This window comes from Paenibacillus sp. FSL H7-0942, from assembly GCF_045040715.1.
Lineage (GTDB): Bacteria > Bacillota > Bacilli > Paenibacillales > Paenibacillaceae > Paenibacillus > Paenibacillus amylolyticus.
The window spans coordinates 5,956,791-5,975,243 of record NZ_CP150279.1; the positions used below are offsets into that span (position 1 = coordinate 5,956,791).

Here is an 18,453-nt window from a genome sequence, read left to right on the forward strand (position 1 = left end):
TTTCTGATGATAACATACCTATTCCATGTGTCGTTCATGTGTCCACACATGTTTTGGAATGCTCCCATGATATATACGATTAATATAAGCCAAAAGTTACTATTTTTTATAAAAATTCGCATAAAAAAGAAGCCATCAACGAGCAAGCTCCTGCTCATTGACAGCTACTTGAATGAAATCGAAGTGTGTTATCCAGAATTGATGCGCTACTGCGCGCTCCCTGGCAACACTTAACGTTGTTGCTCCAGACGGTGTGCCACATGCAGTGTCGGGCCAACAAAACGGTTTAGCGGGAATCCGCCGGCAATCGCTTTGGTCACGAAGGCTTTACCTTCACGAACAGCCTCTTTCACTGAAAGACCACGAGCCAATCCTGCGGTAATCGCCGCAGACGTTGTGCAGCCCGCACCATGAGTATATCCGGAGCCGACAACATCGGCTTCAAACCATTCGTAGTTGGTTCCATCATAGAGTAGATCCATTGCTTTACCCGGGCTAATGACACCTCTGTCCTTGATCAGAACATGTTTCGAGCCATGGGCATGAATTGCTGCTGCCGCTGCTTCCATTTGTTCCTTGGAGCGAATAGGTCCGCTCTTCGCCAGTTGGGATGCTTCGAACAGATTAGGTGTAACCAGATCAGCACCTGGCAACAGGAATTCGATCATCGCTTCCGTATTTTCCGGTTGCAGTACTTCGTCTGTACCTTTGCAGACCATTACCGGATCGATAACGATCTGTGGCAGACCGCTGCGGCGAATATGTTTTGCTACCAGTTCAATAATATCTACAGAACCGAGCATACCTGTCTTCATTGCATCGAAACCGATGCCGTCCAGAACCGTGCGAAGCTGCGCTTCAACCACATTTAATTCAACAGGAAAGACCTGGTGATCCCAAGTTTCGGGCTCCATTGCCACAACCGTAGTCAGTACGGTCATGCCATACACACCCAGCTCCTGAAAAGTTTTCAAATCAGCTTGAATACCTGCACCGCCGCTCGTGTCCGAACCAGCTATTGTTAATGTTTTTGGAATCGTCATGGTAGTTGCATTCTCCTTCGTGTCTCAGTTGACATTATCCTATCCCTTGTACGAGCGGATGTCAATGGCATCTGAAGCCATACAGAGCATGGTTTTCCGAATGATTCAGTTCACATCTTTTGTCTCCAGACGAACCATGGACATCGAAGCAATCCATATCCCTATTGCTCCAAGGGTCAGAGGAATAATAATAAGAGAATGAATGGAAACTTCCGACCCGTTGAATCCGGAGCAGACAATCGAAACCAGCAAAATGGACGAGACCATTGTAGTTGTAACAGAATGCTTACGCATACCGAAGAATAGGGGAATGAGTGCCATACACGCAGCCGATAAAGAACTTATACTGTACTTCACCAGAAGTCCCAATATATCCCGATTCGTCAGTGATTCAGGAATGAAGGAGTAGAATTGATTAACAATCAACAATAGTGAGCCCATGAACAGATCGTTAACCATAATCATCACAAATGTAAAACCAAACACGATAATCAATTTGGCAGCGATGATTTTATGACGCTGGATGGGATAGGTGAACATGACGTTCATCGTTTTATTTCTATACTCACTGATCACCAGCTTGGATAATAAAGCTCCTGCAAATATGATAAAGGTCGCTCTCACAAACGTATCAATAATCATAAAGGCGGTCTGGTAATCGGCATAGGCATAATCTTCTGCTCCCACATCCACGAATCCAATCATGATCAGGAAAAGAAGAATGGCTATGCTGGCAATACCTGCACCTGCAAAATTATGTGCAAAACGGTGCTTCCGCATCTCAAGTCTGATTAGTTTAAGCAACGTCTTCATCCCCTTTCACAAGCTTCATGAAGTGTTCTTCCAGGGAATGAGCCCGTTTGGATATCGATTCGATCTCAATGCCGTGTTGGATCAGCTTGGTGTTCAGTTCCGATGGAATGATTCCCGGATCATAGATGCGTAACGTTTGGTCATCAACCAGTTTATAATTACTCAAACCAAGCTGGTGTTCAATGACATAGGTCGCTTTGCGGATATCCACCGCCTGTAACTCGATGTACTCATTTTGACTTCCACGAATGCTCTCCATCGATACTTCCTCCACCAAGCGACCGCCGCGAATGACACCAACTGTGTCCGCAATCTGCTCTATCTCGCCAAGAATGTGACTGGAGACCAGCAGGGTAATGCGATACTCATTGCTAAGGCGCTTGAACAAATCACGCATCTCCCGGATCCCTACAGGGTCCAATCCGTTGATTGGTTCATCCAGAATGAGCAGTTCTGGTGTGGTTATAAGTGCACGAGCCAGTCCCAGCCTCTGTTTCATGCCCAAGGAGAAGTCCTTGACCGGTTTCTTGCCCGTATCCTTCAGCCCTACCATTTCCATAGTGTTGTCGATGATCTTTTTGTTGTAGAATCCCATGTATTCACAGTGAAGCTCCAGATTCTCGCGAGCAGAGAGTCTATCGTAGAAAAAAGGATATTCAATAATGCTGCCCATTCGCTTCAGCACTTCATAGGAGGTCGGCGTTAGCTTCTCCCCAAACAGTTCTATCTCCCCTGTGGTTGGTTTGACGAGATTGGTGAGCATCTTCATGATGGTTGTTTTACCAGCACCATTCGGACCGAGGAATCCATAGATCTCACCTTGCTTGATATTCATATTGACGTTGGATACAACCTCCACCCCTTCATATACTTTGGTCACATCTATTGTTCGTGCGATATAATTCATCGTCTTGTTCTCCTTTACGTCCCCTGTCCGGGTTCCTATATCTATATTGTAAAGAGAAAAGTCTTCTTTTTTATTAATCAAATCTTACAAAAACCTTAAGTCTGACCGGACATGCCAACGCAGGGTCTACCAAGCCTTTAAGGTAACCGAGAATACAGTCCGTTGATGTGGCACACTATGCAAGTGAATACTTCCACCCATCCGCTCAACTAGCCGTTTCGTAATGGTCAGACCCAGGCCACTGCCTTGATAGAGTCGATTGCGGGAATCCTCCAGTGTATACATGCGTTCAAACACACGGCTATGCTCGCTCTCAGGAATCCCTTTTCCCTGATCCCAGATCTGTAACGTCACAGGTGCACCTGTTGAATGATCAAGTGAAAGTCCCAGTACCTTACCCTCTGCTCCATATTTCATTCCATTGGTAATGAGATTATCCAGCACACGGTCCAATGCTTCTTCATTCGCTTGCACGAAGATATCACCATCAGGTATCTCCAGCTCCACGTGCAACCCCAGATTCGTCAACATTTCATAAAAGGAAAGCATCTTCAACCGGCATAATTCACTTAAATTCACCCGACTAAGTACCAGTTCCGTATCTCCGGATTCCAGCTTCGCCAGATCAAAAAAGGAATGGATCAAACGCAGCACTTCCTGCGCCTTATCTTGTATTTTCTCCGTCATCATCTTCCGTTCCTGATCGGTCAATGATGGGCTGTGCAGTAAGGTCTCACTATAACCCAGCACAACCGTGAGTGGCGTTTTCAGATCATGAGAAATGTTGGAGAGCATATTACGCATCTCCTTCTCCTGGTTCGTATAACCAGCCTTCGCGCGGTGCGCATGATCCAGCAGCTGGTTCATGTCTTTCAGAAGCTGACTGACTTGTTCATCACTATTGAATACAAGCAAGCGCTCAAAGGTGCCTTGATCCAAAATATCGGATATTTTCTGATGAATATAGGTCAGGTGTTGGTTTCTTTTCCGGAATTTCAACCACAATACAATGAAGGCAATGGCCAGAATACCCGTCGTGATGGCAAAAATCAGTGTCATCCCTGCTCCGCCTCCAGCTTATACCCGATGCCCCAGAGTGTCTTGATATACTGGGGAGCCGAAGGGTCTACCTCCAGTTTCTCACGCAGACGACGCATATGTACGTTAATGATATTTTCGTCTCCATAATAGTGATCGTTCCAGACGGAAGCGTAAATCTGCGCCTTGGTGAACACTTTGCCAGGATGGGTAACCAACAGCTTCAGAATTCCAAATTCCTTGGATGTCAGCTTGACGGGTGTACCTTCACGTTCCACCTCGTACGTCTCCATGTCAACTACGAGTCCTCCAATGTGAATACGTTGATCTTTAGCCACTTCAGCCACAGGCTGAGTAGTATAATTGGCGCGGCGAATCGCAGCTTTGATGCGGGCAGTCAGTTCTATTAACGAGAAAGGTTTGCTCAAGTAATCATCTGCACCGAAGCCCAGACCTAATGCTTTGTCCACCTCCCCATCCTTCGCAGACAGAATGAGCACAGGTACCAGACTGACTGCCCGAATGGTTTGCAGCACATCCATCCCACTTTTGCGGGGCAGCATCAGATCCAGAATAACCAGATCATACCCGGGTTGTGACTGGCTGAACTGACGTTCTGCCTCTAAGCCGTCATATGCATAAGTGACGTCGTAGCCCTCTTTTTCCAAGTATGGCCCGACCATCTCACTAATTGAACGATCATCTTCAACAAGCAACAAGCGGTGACTTAACACATGTTTCCCTCCAACATGAACAGTTTTCTTTATTACCTCACAGTTTGTTTGAATTGGCAATGACATACGAAAAAACCTGACAGGAGCAACACTTTGACATCAAGTGTGTTTCCTGCCAGGTCTATGAGAGTTTATAGATCAATGCTGTTGCTTCTAGTCTCTATATCCGTTCTCGCTGTGTATCCAGCACAGTCCAATGGTTCCTGCACCTGCATGAATACTCACCACAGGGATAAACGGCATGATTTCGGTCTTTAATTTAGGGAGCAGATTGGCAATCTGCTTCTTGATCGTGACGGCTTCTTCCTGATTGTTCGCATGCATAATGCACACATGCTTTACTTTCTCCACATCCAGCTTGAGCATATCCAGCATGCGCTCTTTTGTCCGCTTGAACGTGCGAATTTTCTCATTCACAACCACTTTGCCCTCTTCAAATCGAAGCAGCAGATGGATCTTGAGCAGTTGACTGATGATCAGCTGTGTGCCCGACACCCGGCCACTGCGGTGAAGATGTTGAAGACTGGCCGGTATGAGGTAAAAGGACATGTTATCAATCATCTGTTCAATGTTTACTTTGATCTCGGCAGCTGAACATCCCTGCTTCTGCCATTCCAGTCCTTGCATAATCATCTCACGGTGAGGATAGGCACCTGCCTTCGAATCAATTGCGGTCACCGTCACTCCTGCAATCTCTGCAGCCTGCATGGACGTATGCAGCGTTCCGCTAAGCTCTGTAGAGCAATGAATCGTAATAATCTCATCGTACTTGTCTTTGAGCGACTCATACAGTTCAATGAATTCGCCAATGGGTGGCTGCGAACTGCTCGCACGTGAAGCCTCCGCAAGTTTCTCATAGAACATTTCAGATGTAATGTCATCGGTTTCCCGGTAACATTCCTCTCCAAATACGATGCGCAGCGGTACGATGTAGATATGATTTTGCTCCGCAAAAACGGGATCCAGTGTACTGGTACTATCGGTGACCCATGCAATTTTCTTCATGACATCCTTCTCTCTTGCCGGATTGTTCGTTCTGTATCTTCAATCGTCAAGCACAAGCCCGGCGGTTTATTTAAAATTTGAATATTTCACATTGTAAACGTTTGCGATACTACCTCTCAATTATAAATGAACGGACAGACCGTTGTCTTGTGGCGCAATCATGAACACCCCTGTTAATACCATTATTAGCTAAAAAAATGTCTTGCCTGTGAAGGAATAAATTGGTATGCTGTTGTCCTTCTCTCTTTTTCGCCTTGACTGAAGTGAACGGAAACGCCGTTCAATCCACTTATCGGAGGTGTCACATGCTTTATTTCACTCTGGCTTCCAAAGCCTACTCCCGGAATCTGCAATACCGCGGGGCACACATGGTACATAACTTGGCGAGCGCCATGTTTGGTTACATGTATGCCTGCCTCTGGATCGGCATCGGAGCCGACCATACTCTCGGAGAATATGGGACACAGGGGATGATCAGTTACATTGCGTTCACGCAATCCTCTCTCTGGATCTCGGGTTTTCTCACGAACGGATTGGGTATTCCCTTATCCGTCAGGACAGGGCAGATCGCACTGGATCTGATGAGGCCTGTTCATCTGTTCACCCACCTGATGGCACGCGAATGGGGGCAGATTGCCTACCAGTTTGTGTACAAAAGTATTCCGATCTACCTGCTCTTCTCCATTGTCTTTTCCCTGCATTGGCCCTCAGACGTTTCAACACTATTCTATGCCGCACTTGGTCTTGCCGGCGCCGCATACTTATCCATCTGTATGAACTACATCATTGGTGCTACGTCGATGTGGACCACGGAGTCCTCTTGGCTTCACTGGGGCAATCACGCGATGATGAATCTGCTGGCTGGTTTTTTCATTCCGCTGGAATGGCTACCGAACTGGCTTGAACAACTTGCCTGGATATCACCCTACCCTTTCCTGCTCTATGTACCTACCCGAATCTATCTTGGTTTCGAAGATGGCTCCTTGTTATGGGGAACCTTGCTTTGGTGTGTCTTTATGACGTTGATCTGTCTTGCCATCACCCAAGTGTTACGTCGTAAAGTGGAGGTACAAGGCGGATGAAACGGACTTCCTGGTTCAATTTATATAAAATGCTCATTCGAACAAGCATCCGCAGTCGGATGCAATACAAGTTCAATTTCATCATGGCGTCCGTACTGGCCGCTTTAATTCAGATCTCCGAGTTTCTGATGGTTGCTCTCGTGTTGCACAAATTCGGAGCAATTAAAGGCTGGTCCCTCCATGAGATCGGTTATCTCTTTGCCATCATGACGTTATCCAAAACACTGTATCGCACATTTGGCAATGAGGTTCACCATCTGGAAAAATACCTGGTTAATGGTGAGCTTGATCAACTGTTAACACGTCCCATGCCCGTATTGCTGGCACTGCTGCCGCAAAACTTCCGCATCATGGCTGGAGAAGTCCTGCAAGGCGGGTTCATTCTCTGCTGGTCATTGGCAGGCATGATGCATAGCGGACAGATTGGCTGGATAGCCATTCCCTTCTCCCTGCTCATTATCCTGACGGGCGCAGTCATTCTCTTTTCCATCGGACTCGCTACTGCCACGCTCGGATTCTGGACCACACGCATCGAGGAATTACAGACGATCACTGAAGATGCCGCACGAACGGCTGCCCAATATCCGCTAACGTTATATCCCAAATGGATGTCTGGTATTCTGCTGACGGTAATTCCCGTGGGATTCGTCAACTACATTCCGTCACTTTACCTGTTACGGGGTGAAGGAGGAGCGTGGATTCTTGTTGCTGTTGCGGCGGTTGCCGTACTGAGCTTGGTTGCAAGTCTGCGTTTCTGGCAATTCGGCATGACCAAATATCAAAGTACAGGTAGCTAAGGAGGCGAAACGAATCATGAACATGATCACAGCACGGCATCTGCAAAAGGAATTCAAGACCCCTGTTATTCGCGAAGGACGTTTCTCCGGTCTACGTACGTTATTTTCACGTGAATATGTGTCCAAGGAAGCGGTACGCGATATCAGTTTTGATATCGGCCCAGGGGAATTTGTGGGTTACATCGGTCCGAACGGGGCTGGAAAGTCTACCACGATCAAAATGCTGACAGGTATCCTGCACCCAACCTCGGGTGAGGTAAAGCTTGACGGTATGAACCCACATCAGGACAGGCGCAGGACCGTTGGTCGACTAGGTGTTGTGTTTGGACAGCGCAGTCAGCTCTGGTGGGATCTGCCCGTGAAAGATTCATATGATATTCTGGCCGAGATGTACGGCGTTCGTGCCGAGGATAAAAAGAAACGGCTGTCCCAGTTCGCCGAGCTGCTGGACCTTGAATCGTTCTGGGCCACGCCTGTCCGCAAGCTCTCGCTTGGGCAACGCATGCGTGCCGATCTCGCAGCTTCCATGCTGCATGATCCGGAACTGCTTTTTCTCGATGAACCAACGATCGGACTGGATGTGAACGCAAAGCGGAATATTCGTCAATTTCTACGCACATTAAATGAAGTGTTTGGCAAAACGATTTTGCTGACCACACATGACATGGACGACATTGAGCAGTTATGCAGCCGGGTCATGGTGATTAACCAGGGTCAACTGACATATGACGGCACGATCTCGTCGCTTCGCGAAACCATCGGACTACCTACGCTGATTCGGGTAACGTTCCGAGGAGCGTTTCACATCCCGGATGTTGTGTCGTCCGCGATACATATTACAGGAGTGGAAGGGCAGATTGTCACCGTCGAAGTGAACCGGAAGGAATGGAGCACAATGGACATTCTGAAACAGTTGGAGCACTGGGGTGAGATTGAAGATGTAGAGATGAAAGAACCCGATTTTGAAGATATCATTCATCGGGTGTATTAGTCGGCCCGTTTTGTGAGGAAATAAGATGAAGACCTGTTCTTACGCCGTTACATGAAAGAGGGACATGGCGTACTGTAATAACGGAGGTGAAGCGTCATGCTTGTGACCAAACATGTCCTTCTAGCATCCAGCCTACACGCTACTCCCTACTTCATCGTACGTGGCATGATGCCGGGACCCGTGATGTTCATTACATCCGGAATTCACGGGAATGAAACGGCGAGTATGGCCGCTGCGCAAAAACTCGCAGATGATATTGCGACAGGTCGTCACGCCATTCAGCGAGGGCTGTTAATTATCGTGCCACGCGTGAACCAACAAGCCTACGCAAAGAAAATCAGAGGCAAGCCAGATCTGAATCGTACGTTTCCACGCCGTATGTCAGGCAAGGCCAAGCATCCGCTCGCTGCGGCAGTTTTTCAGCTGGCGCGTGAACATCGGGCCGACTGGTGGCTTGATCTGCATGAAGCCAACGGCCTGTCTCAACTGAGTTCACGAGTGCTTGGACAGACGTTGATCACCAATCCCGGCAGTCAGACGATTCCAGCTTGCAGAAGAGTTATCGAACGGATGAATCGGTCGATTGCCATTCGTGATCGTCATTTCAACCTCAAGCAGCATGAATTGCCGGGATCTGCCCGTACAGCGGCTTCAAGACTATTACAAGCCCGTTCCGTCACAGTGGAGACCTGTTGGAGTCTGAAACGCTCGACCCGTATCAAGTATCAGACGAAGATTGTGCACCATTTTCTGCGTGAAGCGGGTATGTCATGATCAAGACTATTAAGATAGAACGAAAAAAAACCTCCAACAGAGAGCGCCGAAGTACATCCTCAGGTGATCTCTATTGGAGGTTTTTTTTATCTCTGCATCATGGCTTCCAGTATTTTATTACCCACGGGATCCAGCGGCATGAGTGGATAAAGGTCTTTTTTAGTTATAAACTTGAATATCGCATCCAAATACTCATCCACAATTGAGGCTGATCCAAAACAATAATTGGACAATAATACGATGCCTATATCCTGTTCCTTGTTTATAGCCAAATAACTGGAGAAACCAAATGTGCCACCGTTATGCCAGAGTATATTCTGATCCGAGATGTTATCACTAAACCAGGCGTAATGATGGGTTGAATCTCCAATCATCACAGGCGTGTGACTTTGTTGTATTGCAGAGGCTAGCGGATGATCTTCATTCAGGTTGGCCTGTACAAATAAACTCATATCGTAAAGAGAAGACTTGATCGCTCCTGCCCCTTCATGTACACCAGTATCCCAGTGAGGCATCTTTTTCCCCGTTGACGTATGTCCATCTACAAATCTGCCATTCTGTTCTGGATTCAGCATAGCTGCTGTCTCCGTCATGTTTAATGGACCTGTGATATATTTTTTCAGCAGATCGTCATATGTACTGCCTGATACTTTACATAGGATATAGCCCAGTAAGCCCACGCCGGTATTGGAATACTCAAATGAACCCATCTGATCCGTATAGTCAGCATCCGATAAAAAAGCAAGTAAATCATCCTCCGTATAATTTGAATACGGATTGTATCGATTTTTCTTCGAGGACAGGTTTGTGGCAACTCCGGGTAATCCAGAGGTATGTGTCGCAAGACTTTTTAAGGTAACCTTATTCAAATAATCGTTTTTGCCATTGTGTATGTACTTGCCAACCGTGTCATCCGTGGAAAGCTGCTGTTGACGCTCCAATTCTAATAGAAGGATCGATGTAAAAAGTTTGGTTACAGAGCCGATTTCGAACAATCTGTGTTCGGGAGCAGCCACGCTCTTCTTTTTGGGATTGCCCAATGAATGATATTCGATATCTCCCTTTGTAATAACGCCAATCTCAAGATGCAGATGTTTCTTTCCTTTGATGTAATCGGATACAAAACCTTGCAAATCCCTCATAGAAAATGTTACTCCTTTTGTGGTGTGAGTTTCATTATTGAAATTATTGAAATCACGTTAAACACCATTATGTATTGGCAAACTACACTATGTATTCTTTCTAAATCTCCGATTCCCTGCTCGTTAGTCAACTCCTGTTTTCTGCTAAACAGGAAAAGAGCCGCGATTACGGCTCTTTCTTTTGCACCCTGAACGATTGAATATAATTGTCGATATCGTCCTCCGGTGTATGCAACAGTCGTGCCAGATTAATCTGCAGCTGTTCCAGATGGTCAATATGCTTCTGAATGTCAGTGATGCGTTCGCGTACAAGGGTTTTTAACGTTTCCTTTTCCATGTCTTCCTGACTGAGTAACTGTAACGTATCCTGTATTTCCTTTAGAGAGTAACCCAGCGACTGGGCATCCTTAATAAATTTAATCTTCACCAAATAATCCTCAGTATACACCCGGTATCCGTTGGAGGAACGACCGGGAGCGGGCAGAATCCCGCTGTCCTCATAATAACGGAGGGTTGCCATACTTACACCGGTACGCTTAGCCAGCTCTCCTCTTGTCATGGTTTCCATAGATACTCTCCATCCTTCTGCTGGGTTATTCCGCTTTTTGGTGACGTAGCTTGGTATACTTGGTATCATAAGTGGCCTCAGGGAATTTAGATGAAGGGCCTTGCAACAACGGCTGCTCCTCCCCCTTCAAATAATGATCAAAGAAGGCCAGCGTATAGGATCTGGTAATATCCACATTATGTTCTGGCGTCATACCTCTGGCAAACATTTTTGGTGAAATTAACGAAATATCCGTAAAGCTTTGATGAAATAAATTCTCCACTGTCAGATAATAGGTATCATTAAGACTGTTTGACATCACCCGATCCAAATCAGGCTCAAACTCGGGATAAAATACTTTATCCTTGGCAGTGGCGTCCGGGTCCAGACTTTTGGCTGTCCCACCCGACATGATATACATAAATGGCTGTTTCAAGGCTGTTGTGGATACTTTACCCCAGAAACCGCCTTCCAAACTAAGTCCTGCTTTGAAACGGTCATCCTGAGCCAGCGCTTCCGCTGTGGTTGCACCGCCGTAGGAGTGACCAAAGATACCGACAGAATCCAGATCAAGCTTGCCTTCGAGCAATTGATTCGGATCATGTGAATTCCACTGTGTGAGAGTGTCCAGTACAAAGCTTGCATCCTCTGCACGAATACCTATACCTTTTATATTATATTGATATAGTTCTTTGGAGGTTGGGAAGTCAGGGTCCGGCTGATAAGAAGCGACATGGCCATCCGAGAATGTAACTTGTGCAGATGTATACGGATGGTCGATACCAACCACAATGTAGCCGTGGCTCACAAGTTCCTCAATCGCGGTCATACTTTGAAAGCGAGTAGAACGTATCCCTGGTGAAAACAGTAAAACAGGATACTTGCTCTGTGCGGCAGATACCTCGGCACCTTTAACAACATGCGTCGGAATCGTGTCAAGGTAACTGAATACCACTGGTGGAATACCAAATACCAGGCTGATCGCCTCTCCCAATTCGGCAGGATAATGCTCTAGCGGCAATCCTTTGGCTGTTTCCTGATCTACAGGATACCAGACATTGATCATGAGTTCCCGCTTGTCGCCCGGTTCAACCGATTTCGTTTCTTCCCGGGAATCATCCGTTAACTGCTGCGAAAAGGTTCCTATGGCAAATGAACCCGTCGATTCGGGCATCGTGAATGCAGGGAATAACGACGTCAACACCATTGTACCTGCACTAAGAGCGAGCACCAGAATGGATGCCAAAATGGTTTTGAACCACGATCGACGTTTCTGTTTCTGTGTATTCTGAATATTGCGCCGTGACTTCCATAATTGAACGGACAATACAATCAGTAAAACAAAGGCCACGATATAGGTAGGCATCAACTGCAAACGAAAATGATCCATTCCCCCATGCAAAAGGATAGCCAGTGCCAGTGCCGACAACGTACCGCCCCCCACTACCCGATGTTTGGGAGCCACCCAAATAACCACTGCGCTAATAACTGTCACGATTACCAAAATCCATTCTAAAATTCTCATTATTCAGCCTCCAATATTTCTTGATAAAAAAAGAATAAACCTTGAAGTATACTTCAAGGTCAAGGCTGTATTTTAGAAAAGATTTTATCGAGGAATTCGTAAATCCCATTTGCGAAGTTCGGTCAACGTACACGTTCCGGATGAGAAAGCCTTAATACCTGTTGAGCTCGGCCCAGGATAGATCCGCCCTGTCATTACCTGCTCTCCCTGCTGAATGAACACCTCAACGGAGCTGACATCCATAAAAATATGAAGTTCCAGTTTCCCGTCAAGCAGTTCCACTGTTGCAGCTCGTTCTCCGCCCGGCCCTTGTCCGGCCTGCTCGCGATTCAAGCATAAACGCCGCTGCTCTACATCATAGGAAATCACGGTTTCTTCATCCTCACCCGTGCGCAGCTTTAACCCAAAGTGTTGTGCCTGTTCCGCTTCGAATACAGCATACAGTTCGTAACGGTCTCCACTGATTCCAAGATCAAAATCATGTTCATCACCATTTAAATGTATACCATACTGCTCGGTGCCTTCCGACCTGTACTGTATAAGTTCGGAAAGAGGCTGGAATATCAATCGTTCTCCCCTACGAATCAATTGTCTTGGCAACGTCATCGCTCCAGCCCAGGCATGGGACTGTTGTGTCGGGATTTCCGTTTCCCACGTATCCATCCAAGCCACCATGATTCGTCGTCCCTGTGCATCCTCCATCGTCTGAGGTGCGTAAAAGTCGAAGCCACAGTCCAACGGAACGTACTGCTCGTACTTCAACACACCCTGGTCTTCATCCAGCGTTCCCATCATATAAACGGTCGAATGCAAGTTGCGATAGTTATCTCCCTGAGCAGGCATGCGTTGCGGAGACATGATCAGAATATCTCGGCCATCCAGTGTGAACAGATCGGGACATTCCCAATTGTCGCCAAGCGTCCCGTCACTCTGGGCCATAATGTTGACATAACTCCAATCCAGCAAGTCCGTTGAGCGGTATAACAGAATGACACCTTTGCCCGCAGCATCATTCGATCCAAGGACGCAATAGTACACACTGTTTCGTTCAAACACTTTCGGATCACGGAAGTCCTTCGTACTCGTATGCTCCGGAATCTGATCCAGCCGAATGACCGGATTCATCGTGCTTTTGACAAAATCAATCCCATTGTCCGAGACAGCGATATTCTGTGTCTGCAAGTAATCGTTATCCTTGTCAGGTCCAGTCACGACATGTCCCGTGTACATCAGCACCAACTTGCCATCCTGCACGATTGCACTTCCGGAGAAACAGCCTCCACTGTCGTAGCTCTGATCGGGCGCCAGTACAACAGGCAGGTAAGACCACGTAACCAAATCACGGCTCACCGCATGGCCCCAGTGCATCGGCCCCCATACCGGTTCATAGGGATAATGCTGATAGAACAAATGATACATCCCACCGAAGTATATGAAGCCGTTGGGATCATTCATCCAGCCCACCTCTGGCATCAAATGATAGGCCATTCGATAGGTTGGATCAACCTGATGTCGATGCTCCTTGATATATGCGTTGGCCCGGGCGAGTGTATACCTCTCCTTCGTTTGAGCCGAAGAACTCGTCAGTCCAAGGTCTGTCTCTTGCCTTGTGTCTATTTCCTGCTTCTCGTGTCGTTCCTGGTTCATATGTCCTTCACTCCTGTCTCTCTCTATATCACCCGACTGAACTTATTTTATTGCCCCTTGCATGACCCCCTGAATAATGTACTTCTGCGCAAACAGATAAACGATCAGGACAGGTAGCAGGGTCAACACCAGACCAGCCATCAATGGACCGTAATCCACTGTATATGTCCCATAAAAATAAAACGTGGACAACGGCAGCGTACGCTGCTCGGATGAAGTCAGTACCAGAGAAGGCAGCAAAAAATCATTCCATATCCACAATACATTCAGCACGCTAATCGTTACGGTTGTTGGCAGTAACACTGGCAGTACGATACGGAAAAAGGTCTGCACTCTGCCGCAGCCATCCATTAGAGCCGCTTCTTCAAGCTCCAGGGGAATACTTTTGATAAAGCCATGGTAGATAAATACGGCGAGCGGACTGCCAAAGCCAATATACATGTAGATCAGCGACCACTTGTTATCCAGCAGGCTGAGCGAGCCGTATATTTTAACCAATGGAATCATAATGGCCTGGAACGGAATAATCATCGCAGCTACCATCAGGAAAAAGAGATACTGATTCACCTTGCTTTTGTGACGAACAAAGTAATGGGCTGTCATCGCCGCAAAAAGAGCAATCAGTAATACACCTGCAATGGTAATGAGCAACGAATTGCTGAATGCGGATACATATCCCATTTTGTCAAACGCATTGACGTAATTATCAAATTGAAAGGAGCTTGGCAAGCCCAGCGGATCGGAGGTAATTGCCTGGTTAGCCTTGAACGAATTGACGATTAGAAGCACAAACGGAAATACAAACAAAATCATCACAATGATTAATGCAATAAACTTCATCCAGTTGAGAATGCGCGATTGTCCAGCCATCATGCCTCGACCTCCAGTTTTTTGCTGAAATAGACCTGGAGCAATGTAATGGCGGCTACAAGGATAAACAGAACAAAGGCTTCTGCCTGACCCAATCCGTAGTCACGAGCAAGAAAGGCCTGCTCATAAACATGCATGGATACCATCTCTGTGCTCTTGAAGGGCCCGCCACTGGTCAAAGAGACGTTCAGATCATACACCATGAATCCCCGTTGCAGTGACAAAAAGATGCATACAATAAACGAAGGAACCATCAGTGGCAATACAATGCGCGCCAGCATTTTGCGATTACTTGCCCCATCAATGCTGGCTGCCTCCATAACATCCTTCGGCACATTCATCAGTCCTGCAATGTAGATAACCATCATATAACCGGCATACTGCCAAACGGTCACCACAACGAGAGCCCAGAACGCTTTATCCGGATCAGCCAACCAAGAGGTGGAGAACAGCGTGAGATTCATTTTTTGTCCTGCAAAGACGAGTACCTGATTAAAAATAAACTGCCAGATGAAACCAAGCACGATTCCGCCCACCAGATTTGGCAGGAAAAATCCAGCCCGAAACCAGCCCTGTGCCTTCATTCCCCGAGTTACAACGTAAGCGAGCAGGAAGGCAACCGCATTGGTCAGCACAACGGTAATAAATACGTACTCCAGCGTCATCCCAAATGATTTCCAGAACACGGTATCCTTGAACACACCGATATAATTATCCCAGCCAACAAAGTTTTGATCGATGGCAATGCCATCCCAGTTCGTAAACGTCAAATAAATACCATACAAAAATGGAATAATCATCACTGTAGCAAACGCAAATAATGTCGGGCCAGTAAAGATCAGGCGGGTTCGCAAACGTGTCCATAATCCTTTTTCGGTCAGCATTGTCAACCTCCACTCTATCCAAATGATTAGCCTGGCGGTTATACCGGAAACAAGTCGAACAGACCTCGTGTGGAAGCTGTATGTTCACCATCTCCGGCGTACCGCAAGTCTCTCTCTATGTGCTGCACAGGGCTATGATTAATTCCTTTATTTCACGTTGCTCCAGTATGCCTGAATTTCACTGGCAAGTCCGGCACGGTCAATGACGTCAGCCAAATATTTCTGCATGGATGCACCCAGTTTGGACCAGTGATCCGCAGGAAGTGTGCTCATTGATTCCTCGATTTTGCCTGCCTTGATGTATTCACTAATGGATTTGCCAAGTGGATCGGTTGGCTCCAATGTAATGTTGCTGAATGCCGGAATAATACTGGCTTGATTCACCAGGAAATCCTGACCTTTTTCGTTATAAACGATCCAGTCCAAAAATTTCTTCGCTGCTTCCTGCTGCGCTGGTGTGCTCTTTTCCTTATCCAGCAATATTCGTTTGGATACGGCAGCAGAGATTTGCGTATTACCGAAATCATCTGGATTATTGCTCACAGGTACCGGGAGGAAGCCATATTTTCCATCTGCTGTATCAAAGCTTGAAATTTGTGGCCATGCCCAGTTGCCCTGGAACCAGATACCTACCTCACCCTTGCCAAGCACTTCAGGTCCACGCTCATAGGTTCCGGACAGTGGAGAAGCCTTGTCAATATTGTAGGTTTTCATCAGATCAAATGTATCTAACAAGCCATTAAACACGGCATTGGAAGAAAGGTGCACTTGACCTGCCTTCAGATCAGTAATGAATTGATCCACCTTCGCACGGTCTGAAGACTGCCCACCATATGCAAGCCCCAGATAATGCGCACCAAGCGACCAATCCATCGGAGATACAATCAAAGGTGATTTTCCAGTAGCAGCGATCTTTTGGAACAACTCATCAAGCTGTGCAGTGGTCTGTACAGACTTTGGATCGAATGTCCCACCTACCGCCTGATCCAAGACATTCTGGTTATAGATGAATCCATATCCTTCAATAGAGAACGGGAAGGCATAATTTTTGCCATCAAACGTTGTAGCCGCTGTGCTATTCTCCACAGCATCCTTCATCCAAGACTCGGATGTGAGGTCCAGAACACGATCTTTGAATTTCTCGACATCCCCTGTATCCAGCATCATCATCGTTGTAGGGCTGCCAGAGGCATACAAAGCAGACGCTTTTTCAAACGGAGACTGTCCACTGCCTACAGGTACAATTTCAAGTGTTATATTTGGATTTTCGGCATGAAAGTCTTTAGCCACTTGTTCCAACTGACTGTTAATTTCCGACTTTGAATTAAGCAAGGTGATTTTGACACTCTCACTGCTGCTACCCTCTGAGGAGGAGTTGGACTCCGTCGCTGCTTTACCTCCACATGCCGACAATACAAGCATCATAGTCAATGACAATACCGATAATTTCATCCATCTCTGTTCTCTTTTCATCTTGTTATGGCCCCCGATCAATAGTTTAAAAGGAAACGCTTACAAATCGAATTATAATGTCAAAGGTTTGACATGTCAATCGTTTGACATACCATTCAAAAAAAAATTTCTACGACTTCATTTTTCCGTTGCAAAAGGACGAATATGAAAAAACGACCTGTATCAGGTCGTCTCTCTCTCCACGATAGTAACTGGCAAAATATGCTCCATTCCGATCTTCTCTTCCGCGAGTTGGCGCCGAATCAGATCAATCGCCAGCTTAGCCATGGCCTCCACCGGCTGCCTGATCGTTGTTATGCCAGGCATCGTATACGCTGCCGCACGACTGTCATCATAACCTATAATAGCGATATCGTCGGGTACCTTGCGCCCACCTAACACGATCTGCTTCAGCGCATGCACCGCCATCAGATCACTCGTTACAAAGAGCCCATCCACCTCGGGGTGTTGTGCAAGCAGCTTATCCACCAATTCCGTATACTGATGCTGATCAAACACATTCAGATCGGTTTCATGAATCATGACCGGTTTGACTCCATGAGCCTGCAATGTATCAACGAAACCTGTCGTCCGGCGATTGGACAGCATTTGCAATTCCAAATTACCGCAGATATGTGCCAAATGTCGTCTGTTCTTCGAGAGCAACAATTCAGCAGCCATAACCCCTCCCTGATAGTTATCAGATGAGATAAACGGGATGTCTTCACCGATCTTACGATCAAAGGTCACGATTGGGGAATGCAGATTCATATACTCATCAACTTCCAGTGTATGACTTCCCATAATAATGCCATCCACGCGATTACCCTTGAGCATTTCCACATATTCACGCTCTTTGGAAGGGTCCATGTGGGAATTGCATAACATAATTTTAAACCCATTCTGGTAAGCATGATACTCAACATAGCTAGCCAGTTCTCCAAAAAACGGATGGGATACATCGGGAATAATCAAGCCTATCACATTGGATTGCTTACGCAGAAGAGAACGGGCAATTTCGTTGGGTCGATAGTTCAGTTCGTCCATGGTTTGATACACTTTGTCCCGAGTCTTCTGACTGATATATCCCCGGTTGTTTAATACACGCGAGACGGTAGTTACAGAAACTCCTGCCCTGAGTGCAACATCATGAATAGTTGCCATAACAGCCTCTTTTCCTACAACATTCTTCATACCTTTAA

At 46.6% G+C, this 18,453-nt stretch carries 18 protein-coding genes; 4 read left to right on the plus strand and 14 right to left on the minus strand.

Going from position 1 to position 18,453, the window contains the following annotated elements; all coding sequences use genetic code 11:
- Positions 1–230: 230 nt before the first annotated feature.
- The 6 genes from thiD to MHI48_RS26355 form a co-directional block, all read right to left on the minus strand.
- On the minus strand, positions 231–1,043 hold the full coding sequence (thiD, locus tag MHI48_RS26330; RefSeq protein WP_017692191.1) for a bifunctional hydroxymethylpyrimidine kinase/phosphomethylpyrimidine kinase: 813 nt from the start codon (positions 1,041–1,043) through the stop codon (positions 231–233).
- 105 nt (positions 1,044–1,148) lie between these two features.
- Positions 1,149–1,847: an ABC transporter permease gene (locus MHI48_RS26335; RefSeq protein WP_076328868.1), complete on the minus strand. Its 699-nt coding sequence runs from the start codon at positions 1,845–1,847 to the stop codon at positions 1,149–1,151.
- Positions 1,840–2,763, minus strand: a complete 924-nt coding sequence (locus tag MHI48_RS26340) for an ABC transporter ATP-binding protein (protein ID WP_036606847.1) — start codon at positions 2,761–2,763, stop codon at positions 1,840–1,842. The genes MHI48_RS26335 and MHI48_RS26340 overlap by 8 nt, the downstream gene beginning before the upstream one ends.
- Positions 2,764–2,889: 126 nt before the next feature.
- On the minus strand, positions 2,890–3,822 hold the full coding sequence (locus MHI48_RS26345; RefSeq protein WP_076328867.1) for a sensor histidine kinase KdpD: 933 nt from the start codon (positions 3,820–3,822) through the stop codon (positions 2,890–2,892).
- On the minus strand, positions 3,819–4,484 hold the full coding sequence (locus tag MHI48_RS26350) for a response regulator transcription factor (protein ID WP_051447024.1): 666 nt from the start codon (positions 4,482–4,484) through the stop codon (positions 3,819–3,821). The genes MHI48_RS26345 and MHI48_RS26350 overlap by 4 nt, the downstream gene beginning before the upstream one ends.
- A 204-nt stretch (positions 4,485–4,688) precedes the next feature.
- On the minus strand, positions 4,689–5,540 hold the full coding sequence (locus MHI48_RS26355; protein WP_036606840.1) for a DegV family protein: 852 nt from the start codon (positions 5,538–5,540) through the stop codon (positions 4,689–4,691).
- Between the two features lie 305 nt (positions 5,541–5,845).
- Here MHI48_RS26355 and MHI48_RS26360 point away from each other — a divergent pair, with 305 nt between their 5' ends.
- The 4 genes from MHI48_RS26360 (at position 5,846) to MHI48_RS26375 (ending at position 9,184) form a co-directional block, all read left to right on the plus strand.
- Positions 5,846–6,622, plus strand: a complete 777-nt coding sequence (locus MHI48_RS26360; protein ID WP_036606839.1) for an ABC-2 family transporter protein — start codon at positions 5,846–5,848, stop codon at positions 6,620–6,622.
- A complete protein-coding gene (locus tag MHI48_RS26365; protein WP_036606837.1) occupies positions 6,619–7,419 on the plus strand; it encodes an ABC transporter permease in 801 nt (266 codons plus the stop codon). Before MHI48_RS26360 ends, MHI48_RS26365 begins: the two co-directional genes overlap by 4 nt.
- Positions 7,420–7,441: 22 nt before the next feature.
- Positions 7,442–8,410, plus strand: coding sequence for an ATP-binding cassette domain-containing protein (locus MHI48_RS26370; protein WP_036607080.1), 969 nt, complete (start codon positions 7,442–7,444; stop codon positions 8,408–8,410).
- A 96-nt stretch (positions 8,411–8,506) separates the two neighbouring features.
- Positions 8,507–9,184, plus strand: a complete 678-nt coding sequence (locus MHI48_RS26375) for a succinylglutamate desuccinylase/aspartoacylase family protein (protein WP_036606836.1) — start codon at positions 8,507–8,509, stop codon at positions 9,182–9,184.
- An 86-nt stretch (positions 9,185–9,270) separates the two neighbouring features.
- Here the strand turns inward: MHI48_RS26375 and MHI48_RS26380 are convergent, their stop codons facing one another.
- From MHI48_RS26380 to MHI48_RS26415, 8 genes are all read right to left on the minus strand, one after another.
- Positions 9,271–10,326 carry a serine hydrolase gene (locus tag MHI48_RS26380; protein WP_036606834.1) on the minus strand — a complete coding sequence of 352 codons (1,056 nt, stop codon included), beginning with the start codon at positions 10,324–10,326 and terminating at the stop codon, positions 9,271–9,273.
- 166 nt (positions 10,327–10,492) lie between these two features.
- Positions 10,493–10,894 (minus strand): MerR family transcriptional regulator, encoded by a 402-nt coding sequence (locus MHI48_RS26385; RefSeq protein ID WP_036606833.1) that lies wholly within the window; start codon positions 10,892–10,894, stop codon positions 10,493–10,495.
- A gap of 25 nt (positions 10,895–10,919) precedes the next feature.
- Positions 10,920–12,398 (minus strand): prolyl oligopeptidase family serine peptidase, encoded by a 1,479-nt coding sequence (locus MHI48_RS26390; RefSeq protein WP_036606831.1) that lies wholly within the window; start codon positions 12,396–12,398, stop codon positions 10,920–10,922.
- An 84-nt stretch (positions 12,399–12,482) separates the two neighbouring features.
- On the minus strand, positions 12,483–14,045 hold the full coding sequence (locus MHI48_RS26395) for a glycoside hydrolase family 32 protein (protein WP_083677467.1): 1,563 nt from the start codon (positions 14,043–14,045) through the stop codon (positions 12,483–12,485).
- Between the two features lie 42 nt (positions 14,046–14,087).
- Entirely contained in the window at positions 14,088–14,915 is an 828-nt protein-coding gene (locus tag MHI48_RS26400; protein WP_036607075.1) for a carbohydrate ABC transporter permease, read from the minus strand.
- The gene (locus MHI48_RS26405) at positions 14,915–15,799 is read right to left on the minus strand and encodes a carbohydrate ABC transporter permease (RefSeq protein ID WP_036606829.1); all 885 of its coding nucleotides are present in this window, start codon (positions 15,797–15,799) and stop codon (positions 14,915–14,917) included. The genes MHI48_RS26400 and MHI48_RS26405 overlap by 1 nt, the downstream gene beginning before the upstream one ends.
- A gap of 147 nt (positions 15,800–15,946) precedes the next feature.
- Positions 15,947–17,272 carry an ABC transporter substrate-binding protein gene (locus tag MHI48_RS26410; RefSeq protein WP_081745855.1) on the minus strand — a complete coding sequence of 442 codons (1,326 nt, stop codon included), beginning with the start codon at positions 17,270–17,272 and terminating at the stop codon, positions 15,947–15,949.
- Between the two features lie 162 nt (positions 17,273–17,434).
- Entirely contained in the window at positions 17,435–18,415 is a 981-nt protein-coding gene (locus MHI48_RS26415; protein ID WP_036607071.1) for a LacI family DNA-binding transcriptional regulator, read from the minus strand.
- Positions 18,416–18,453: the final 38 nt, after the last annotated feature.